The organism is Streptomyces sp. NPDC059900 (genome assembly GCF_050270335.1).
In the GTDB taxonomy this organism is placed as follows: domain Bacteria; phylum Actinomycetota; class Actinomycetes; order Streptomycetales; family Streptomycetaceae; genus Streptomyces.
Genome location: NZ_JBNNJZ010000444.1, coordinates 1 through 6864, shown reverse-complemented (window position 1 = coordinate 6864; position 6864 = coordinate 1). Strand labels below are relative to the sequence as shown.

The window sequence follows — 6864 nt, the reverse complement described above, 5'->3', positions numbered from 1 at the left end:
CCGGACCCCGGCTCATGGCTCGCGCAATCACCGGCTGCGCCGAGCTCGTCCTCAAACGCCGGACGGGCTGAAATCACCGAGCACCGAAAACGCCGGGCGGGCTGGAAGCATCCAGCCCGCCCGGCGTTCGCTTGGTCGCCCTAAGCCCAGAGCTGGCCCTGCAACGTCTCGATCGCAGCCTCGGTCGTCTCCGCCGTGTAGACGCCCGTCGACAGGTACTTCCAGCCTCCGTCGGCCACCACGAAGACGATGTCGGCGGACTCCCCCGCGGCCACCGCCTTCTTGCCCATGCCGATCGCCGCGTGCAGCGCGGCCCCGGTGGAGACGCCGGCGAAGATCCCCTCCTCCTTGAGCAGCTCGCGGGTCCGCGTCACCGCGTCCGCCGAGCCGACCGAGAAGCGGGTCGTGAGGACCGACTCGTCGTACAGCTCGGGGACGAAGCCCTCGTCGAGGTTGCGCAGGCCGTACACGAGGTCGTCGTAGCGGGGCTCCGCGGCAACGATTCTGATGTCCGGCTTCTGCTCGCGCAGGAAGCGGCCCACGCCCATCAGCGTGCCCGTGGTGCCCAGGCCCGCCACGAAGTGGGTGACGGAGGGCAGGTCCGCGAGGATCTCGGGTCCGGTGGTCGCGTAGTGCGCGCCCGCGTTGTCCGGGTTGCCGTACTGGTAGAGCATCACCCAGTCCGGGTGCTCGGCCGCCAGCTCCTTGGCGACGCGTACCGCCGTGTTGGAGCCGCCCGCCGCCGGGGACGGGATGATCTCCGCGCCCCACATGGCCAGGAGCTCACGCCGCTCCTGCGAGGTGTTCTCCGGCATGACGCAGACGATGCGGTAGCCCTTGAGCTTGGCGGCCATCGCGAGCGAGATGCCCGTATTGCCGGACGTCGGCTCCAGGATCGTGCAGCCGGGCGTCAACCGCCCGTCCTTCTCCGCCTGTTCGACCATGTGCAGCGCCGGGCGGTCCTTGATGGAACCGGTCGGGTTCCGGTCCTCCAGCTTCGCCCAGATGCGGACGTCGTCGGACGGGGACAGACGCGGCAGGCGGACCAGGGGCGTGTTGCCCACGGCCGCCAGCGGGGAGTCGTAGCGAGGCATCCGCGATCAGACCATGCCGCCGGCGACGGCCGGGAGGATCGTGACGTTGTCGCCGTCCGTGAGCTTGGTGGAGATGCCGTCCAGGAAGCGGACGTCCTCGTCGTTCAGGTACACGTTCACGAAGCGGCGCAGCTTGCCCTCGTCCACGATGCGCTCGGCGATGCCCGCGTGCCGCGAGTCGAGGTCGGCGAAGAGCTCGGAGAGGGTGTCGCCGCTGCCCTCGACGGCCTTGGCGCCGTCGGTGTAGGTGCGGAGGATGGTCGGGATGCGGACCTCGATGGCCATCTGGGGGCTCCTGTCGGGAGAAGTCACGTGGGTGGGCGCGCGGCGGCCCGGTGGTGCGGGTGCGCAAGTGCGGGTGCGTGATGCTTCGCTGCGCGAGGCTCTACGCGGATGTGGCGCCGCGGCTCACGGCCGTACGGCGGCGGCTGTCAGCGCGAACAGATCGCGCTGGAGAGCCTGCACAAATCGACGTGCAGACGCGCAACGAGCAGCATGCCCGGCATCTTGTCGCTCACGTCGTGGGGAACCATGCGGTCATCGTATCGATTCCCGGTCCGGGTTCTGGAATGTGATCTCGCATCGTGGACGCATTGCGTCCATCACGTGGATGCGGGCAGTCGTGGCGGGGTCGGCGGCAGGTAGGTGACCGTCGGTGCGCCGGTCGCCGGATGCACAGCGACCTCCGCCGTCACTCCGTAGACCTCGGCGAGGAGCTCGCTGGTCAGGACCTCCTTCGGGGCTCCTGACGCGACGAGGCGTCCGGCGTCGAGCACGTACAGGCGGTCGCAGTAGTAGGCCGCCAGATTGAGGTCGTGCAGGGCCAGGAGATTCGTCGTGCCGAGGTCGCGGACCAGGGTGAGGATCTCCAGCTGGTAGCGGATGTCCAGGTGGTTGGTGGGTTCGTCGAGCACGAGGACCGCGGGGTCCTGCACCAGCGCCCTCGCCACCAGGGCGCGCTGGCGCTCGCCGCCGGAGAGCCCGGCGAAGGCGCGGTGGGCAAGGTCCGCGGCACCGACGCGGACCAGCGCCTCGTCGACCAGGGCGGCGTCCCGTGCGGTGTCCGCCTCCCAGAAGCGTTTGTGCGGGGAGCGGCCCATGGCGACGATCTGCCGGACGGTGAGCTCGAACCCGGTGTGCCCGTCCTGCGGGACGGTGGCGATGCGGCGGGCGCGGTCCTTGGCCGAGCCGGTCGCGAGATCGCCGCCGTCCAGGAGTACGCGGCCGCCGGTGGGCGTGAGGGTGCCGTAGACGCAGCGCAGGAGGGTGGTCTTGCCGCTGCCGTTGGGGCCGACGAGGCCGACGGTCTCGCCCCGGGCGGCGTGCAGGGTGACGTCGTCGACGAGGGTTTTCCCACCCGTGCGGTAGGTGAGGGACTCGGTGGTCAGGGTCGCCGCGGGGTTGCTCATGCGGTTGCCTCCGTACGGTTCCTTCGCAGCATCCACAGGAAGAACGGGCCGCCCGTCAGCGCGGTGAGCACGCCCACCGGGATGTCCTGCGGCGCCGCGACCGTGCGTGCGGCGAGGTCGGCGGCCACCAGGAACACCGCGCCCATCAGGGCCACCACCGGCAGGAGCGCACGGTGGGCGGCGCCGACCAGCATGCGGGCCGCGTGCGGCACCATCAGGCCGACGAAGCCGATGGCTCCGCTGTACGCGACCAGTACGCCGGTCAGGAGCGAGGCGAGGACGAAGACGGCGGCGCGGAAGCGGGCCGTGTCCAGGCCGAGGACGGTGGCGCCCTCCTCGCCGACCAGGAGCAGGTCCAGGGGGCGGGCCAGGGCGAGGAGCAGCGCCGTGCCCGCGACGAGCGCGATGCCGGGCAGGGCGAGCATGTCCCAGCGGGCGCTGCCGAGTCCGCCGAGCGTCCAGTAGAGGACTTCCTTCAGGTGGTCCGCGCTGTCGGCCATGATCAGGATGAGGCTGGTCAGGGCGGAGAGGATGTACGAGACGGCCACCCCGGCGAGGATCAGGCGTCCGGTGGCGAAGCCGCCGCCGCCCGATCTGGCCAGGGTGTAGACGACGAGCAGGGAGAGCAGGGCTCCCGCGAAGGCGGCGGCCGGGATGGTGACGGTGGTGGCAAGGCCCGCGCCGATGCCGAAGGCGCTGCCGAGGACGATGACGGCGACGGCTCCGGCCGAGGCGCCGGAGGAGACGCCCAGCAGGAAGGGGTCGGCCAGGGGGTTCCTCACCAGGGCCTGGAGGACGGTGCCGATGACCGCGAGCCCCGCGCCGACGGCTGCGCCGAGCAGGACCCTGGGGAGTCTTACGTCCAGGACGATGGTGCGGGACGGGGAGAGCTCCGCCCTCCCCGTGAGAATTTCCAGTACCTGGGGTGCCGGGATCCTTACGGAGCCCAGCGCAAGGCCGGCTACGACCGCCGCCGCGAGGGCCGCGCAGAGCGCCGCGACGACCGTTGCGTAGGCGAGTCGTTGTCTGCGGGCCGGTGGGACCCTGGCGGGGCTCTCCCCGATCCCGCCCCTTCCCGAAACCGGGGGCTCCGCCCCCGGGCCCCCGGACTCGTTGCCGTAAATCACCGGCTCCGCCGAGTTCGTCCTCAAACGCCGGACGGGCTGGAATCGTCTCCGCGCAGGCTGAAGCGAACGTCCGCCCGGCCGGCAAGGCCTCCTCACAGCTGGTCCGCCAGCTTGCTCACCGCGCCCGGTGCCCGCACCCCCACGACCGCGTCCGACAGCGGCAGGACCGCGAAGCGCTTGTGCTTGACGGCGGGGACGTCCGCGAGGACCGGGTCGTCCAGGAGGCGCTTCTTCTTCTGGGCGACCGTCGTGCCGCCGTAGTCGAGGATCACGATCAGCTCGGGCTTGCGGTCGACGACCGACTCCCAGGACGCGTCGCCGAAGGACTTGTCCAGGTCGGCGAAGACGTTCCTGCCGCCCGCCCGCTCGATGATGTCGTTGCCGATGCCCCGGCCGCCCGCCGTGAACGCGGTCTTGTCGCCGCTGTCGTAGACGAAGACGGGGACGGGCTCGCGGTCCCCGGTCTTCTTCGCCGCGTCCGCAAGCTCGCGTTCGGCGTCGCTCACCCACTGGTCGGCGCGCGCCCGTACCCCGAAGGTGGAGCCGACCTGCCGCACCTCGCGGTAGACGTCGTCCATGGTCACGGGCTTCTTCGCGCAGCCCTCGACGTTCAGGCGGCTCTCGATGCCTGATTTGGCGAGGGCGGCGCGGCTGCGGCCCTCGCCCGCCAGGAAGGCGCTCGCGTAGCCTCCGTAGACGAAGTCGGGGTTCGCGGCCAGGAGCTTCTCGTAGGAGGGGTACTCCTTGGCGAGGACCGGGGTGTCCGCGTAGGCCTTCGCGTACTTCGGCAGGACCTTGTCGTCGAGGTAGGCCGTGCCGGCCAGGCGGTCCTTCAGGCCGAGCTCCAGCATCACTTCCGTCGCGTGCTGGTTCATCGTCACGGCACGCTTCGGGGGTGCGTCGTACGTCGTCTTCACGCCGCAGTTCGTGACCGTGTACGGGAAGCCGGGGGCCTTCGCGGCGGGCTTGTCCGAAGCGGAGTCCGCGGCGGACGAGCAGGCGGCGAGCGGGACGAGCAGGGCTGCGGCCGCGAGCAGGCGTATGGGGCGGGACATGGCTGAGCTGCCTCCTCCAGGGGATTTCCGCGTCCCCTGCGTCGTGGGAGAAGAAGGCGGCAGGTCAGTTCCTGACTGCCCCGCCCGCGAAGGGTGGGGTCACAGTGGCGGGACCGTGCCGGATTCGCACCGGCTTCCTGGGTCCTGCCGCCTCAAAGGTGAGCTCAGTATGCCTGGACGACCTTCACCTCTTCTTCGGTGACCTCGCCCTCGACGATCCGGAAGGAGCGGAACTGGAACTCGCCCGCGTCGTCGGTGTCGGCCGTGGAGACCAGGACGTAGTGGGCGCCGGGCTCGTTCGCGTACGAGATGTCCGTGCGCGAGGGGTATGCCTCGGTCGCCGTGTGCGAGTGGTAGACGATCACCGGCTCCTCGTCGCGGTCGTCCATCTCGCGGTAGAGCTTGAGCAGGTCGGTGGAGTCGAACTCGTAGAACGTGGGCGAGCGGGCCGCGTTCAGCATCGGGACGAAACGCTCCGGGCGGCCGGTGCCCTCGGGGCCCGCGACCACACCGCAGGCCTCGTCGGGGTGGTCCTGGCGCGCGTGCGCGACGATCTGGTCGTGGAGGGCCTGGGTGAGGGTCAGCATGGCAGCCAGGATAAGCAGAAGGGCCGGCCCGTACCGAGGAGTGGTACGAACCGGCCCACATGCTGGGATCAGACGGTGATCAGGACCCGTGGGTCAGGACTTGACCGCGTCCTTCGGGCCCGACTGGCCGCCGCCCGCCGAGTCCTTGTTCTTGCGCTGCATGGCCAGGTAGCCGATGCCGAGAATCAGCGCCCACACCGGGGCCGCGTAGAGCGAGATCCGCGCGTCCTTGTCGACGCCCATCATCACGATGACCATCGCGATGAAGGCGAGCGCGAACCAGCTCGTGTACGGGGCACCGGGCGCCCGGAAGGTGGACTGCGGGAGCTCCCCGCGGTCGGCCTTGCGGCGGTACTTGATCTGGCAGACCAGGATCATGATCCAGGCCCACATGCCGGAGATGGTCGCGAAGGAGACGACGTAGTTGAACGCCTCGCCCGGCCACTGGTAGTTGATCCAGACGCCGACCAGCATCAGCGCGGCGGAGAAGGTGGTGCCGACGAGCGGCAGGCCGTTCTTCGTGAGCTTGGTGAAGAACGCCGGTCCCTGGCCGTTGAGCGCCAGGTCGCGCAGCATGCGGCCGGTGGAGTACATGCCGGAGTTGCAGGAGGAGAGCGCGGCCGTCAGGACGACGAAGTTGACGATCGCGGCGCCGATGCCGAGGCCCATCTTGTCGAAGGCGGCGACGAACGGCGAGACGCCCGGCACGAACTCCGTCCACGGCACGACCGAGAGGATCATGATGAGCGCGCCGACGTAGAAGACGGCGATGCGCCACGGCACGGTGTTGATGGCCTTGGGCAGGACGGTCTTGGGGTCCTTGGACTCGCCCGCGGTGACGCCGACCAGCTCGACGGCGAGGAAGGCGAACATGACGATCTGGAGCGTCATCAGCGTGGAGCCGATGCCGTTCGGGAAGAAGCCGCCCTGGTCCCACAGGTGGGTCACGGAGGCGGTGTCGCCGGCGTCGGAGAAGCCGATGGTGAGGATGCCGACGCAGATCAGGATCATGCCGATGATCGCGGTGACCTTGACCATCGAGAACCAGAACTCGAGCTCGCCGAAGAGCTTCACGGAGATCAGGTTGGCGCCGTACAGGATGACCGTGAAGATCAGTGCGTAGCCCCATTGAGGGATGGCGTCATGAGTCCAGTACTGCATGTACTGGGCGGCTGCCGTGACTTCCGTGATGCCGGTGACGACCCAGAAGAGCCAGTACGTCCAGCCGGTCACGTACCCGAAGAAGGGGCCGATGAATTCGCGCGCGTACTCCGAGAAGGAGCCCGACACGGCGCGGTACATGAGCAGCTCGCCCAGGGCCCGCATGATGAAGAAGATGACGAGGCCCGCGATGGCGTACGCCAGGATGAGGCTCGGACCGGCCTTGTGAATGGCCTTGCCCGCACCGAGGAACAGGCCGGTGCCGATGGCACCGCCGATCGCGATCATCTGGATCTGCCGGGCCCCGAGCCCGCGCTGATAGCCCTCGCCGGACGAACCGGACGAACCGCCCGCTCCGTCGGCCTCATTGCCGTCGTGATGCTCTTCGACCTGCACTGAGGTCATGGTGACGCCTTTCTCCACGCTAGATC

Annotated in this window: 8 protein-coding genes and 1 riboswitch; all 8 genes read right to left on the bottom strand. The window is 69.6% G+C overall.

Annotated features, from left to right (window positions below):
- Window positions 1–140: 140 nt before the first annotated feature.
- Window positions 141–1094 carry a PLP-dependent cysteine synthase family protein gene (locus ACQKIP_RS35565; protein ID WP_365857349.1) on the bottom strand — a complete coding sequence of 318 codons (954 nt, stop codon included), beginning with the start codon at window positions 1092–1094 and terminating at the stop codon, window positions 141–143.
- 6 nt (window positions 1095–1100) lie between these two features.
- The gene (locus tag ACQKIP_RS35560; RefSeq protein WP_365857347.1) at window positions 1101–1379 is read right to left on the bottom strand and encodes a MoaD/ThiS family protein; all 279 of its coding nucleotides are present in this window, start codon (window positions 1377–1379) and stop codon (window positions 1101–1103) included.
- A gap of 146 nt (window positions 1380–1525) precedes the next feature.
- Complete coding sequence (locus tag ACQKIP_RS35555) at window positions 1526–1627, bottom strand: putative leader peptide (RefSeq protein ID WP_336605789.1); 102 nt, start codon at window positions 1625–1627, stop codon at window positions 1526–1528.
- 69 nt (window positions 1628–1696) lie between these two features.
- Window positions 1697–2503, bottom strand: coding sequence for an ABC transporter ATP-binding protein (locus ACQKIP_RS35550; RefSeq protein WP_365857345.1), 807 nt, complete (start codon window positions 2501–2503; stop codon window positions 1697–1699).
- A complete protein-coding gene (locus tag ACQKIP_RS35545; protein WP_365858000.1) occupies window positions 2500–3567 on the bottom strand; it encodes a FecCD family ABC transporter permease in 1068 nt (355 codons plus the stop codon). Before ACQKIP_RS35545 ends, ACQKIP_RS35550 begins: the two co-directional genes overlap by 4 nt.
- Window positions 3568–3722: 155 nt before the next feature.
- Window positions 3723–4685, bottom strand: coding sequence for an ABC transporter substrate-binding protein (locus ACQKIP_RS35540; RefSeq protein WP_365857343.1), 963 nt, complete (start codon window positions 4683–4685; stop codon window positions 3723–3725).
- 45 nt (window positions 4686–4730) lie between these two features.
- Window positions 4731–4848, bottom strand: a riboswitch (cobalamin riboswitch).
- A gap of 1 nt (window position 4849) precedes the next feature.
- A complete protein-coding gene (locus ACQKIP_RS35535) occupies window positions 4850–5272 on the bottom strand; it encodes a M67 family metallopeptidase (RefSeq protein WP_365857341.1) in 423 nt (140 codons plus the stop codon).
- 93 nt (window positions 5273–5365) lie between these two features.
- Complete coding sequence (locus tag ACQKIP_RS35530; protein ID WP_365857339.1) at window positions 5366–6838, bottom strand: amino acid permease; 1473 nt, start codon at window positions 6836–6838, stop codon at window positions 5366–5368.
- Window positions 6839–6864 lie beyond the last annotated feature (26 nt).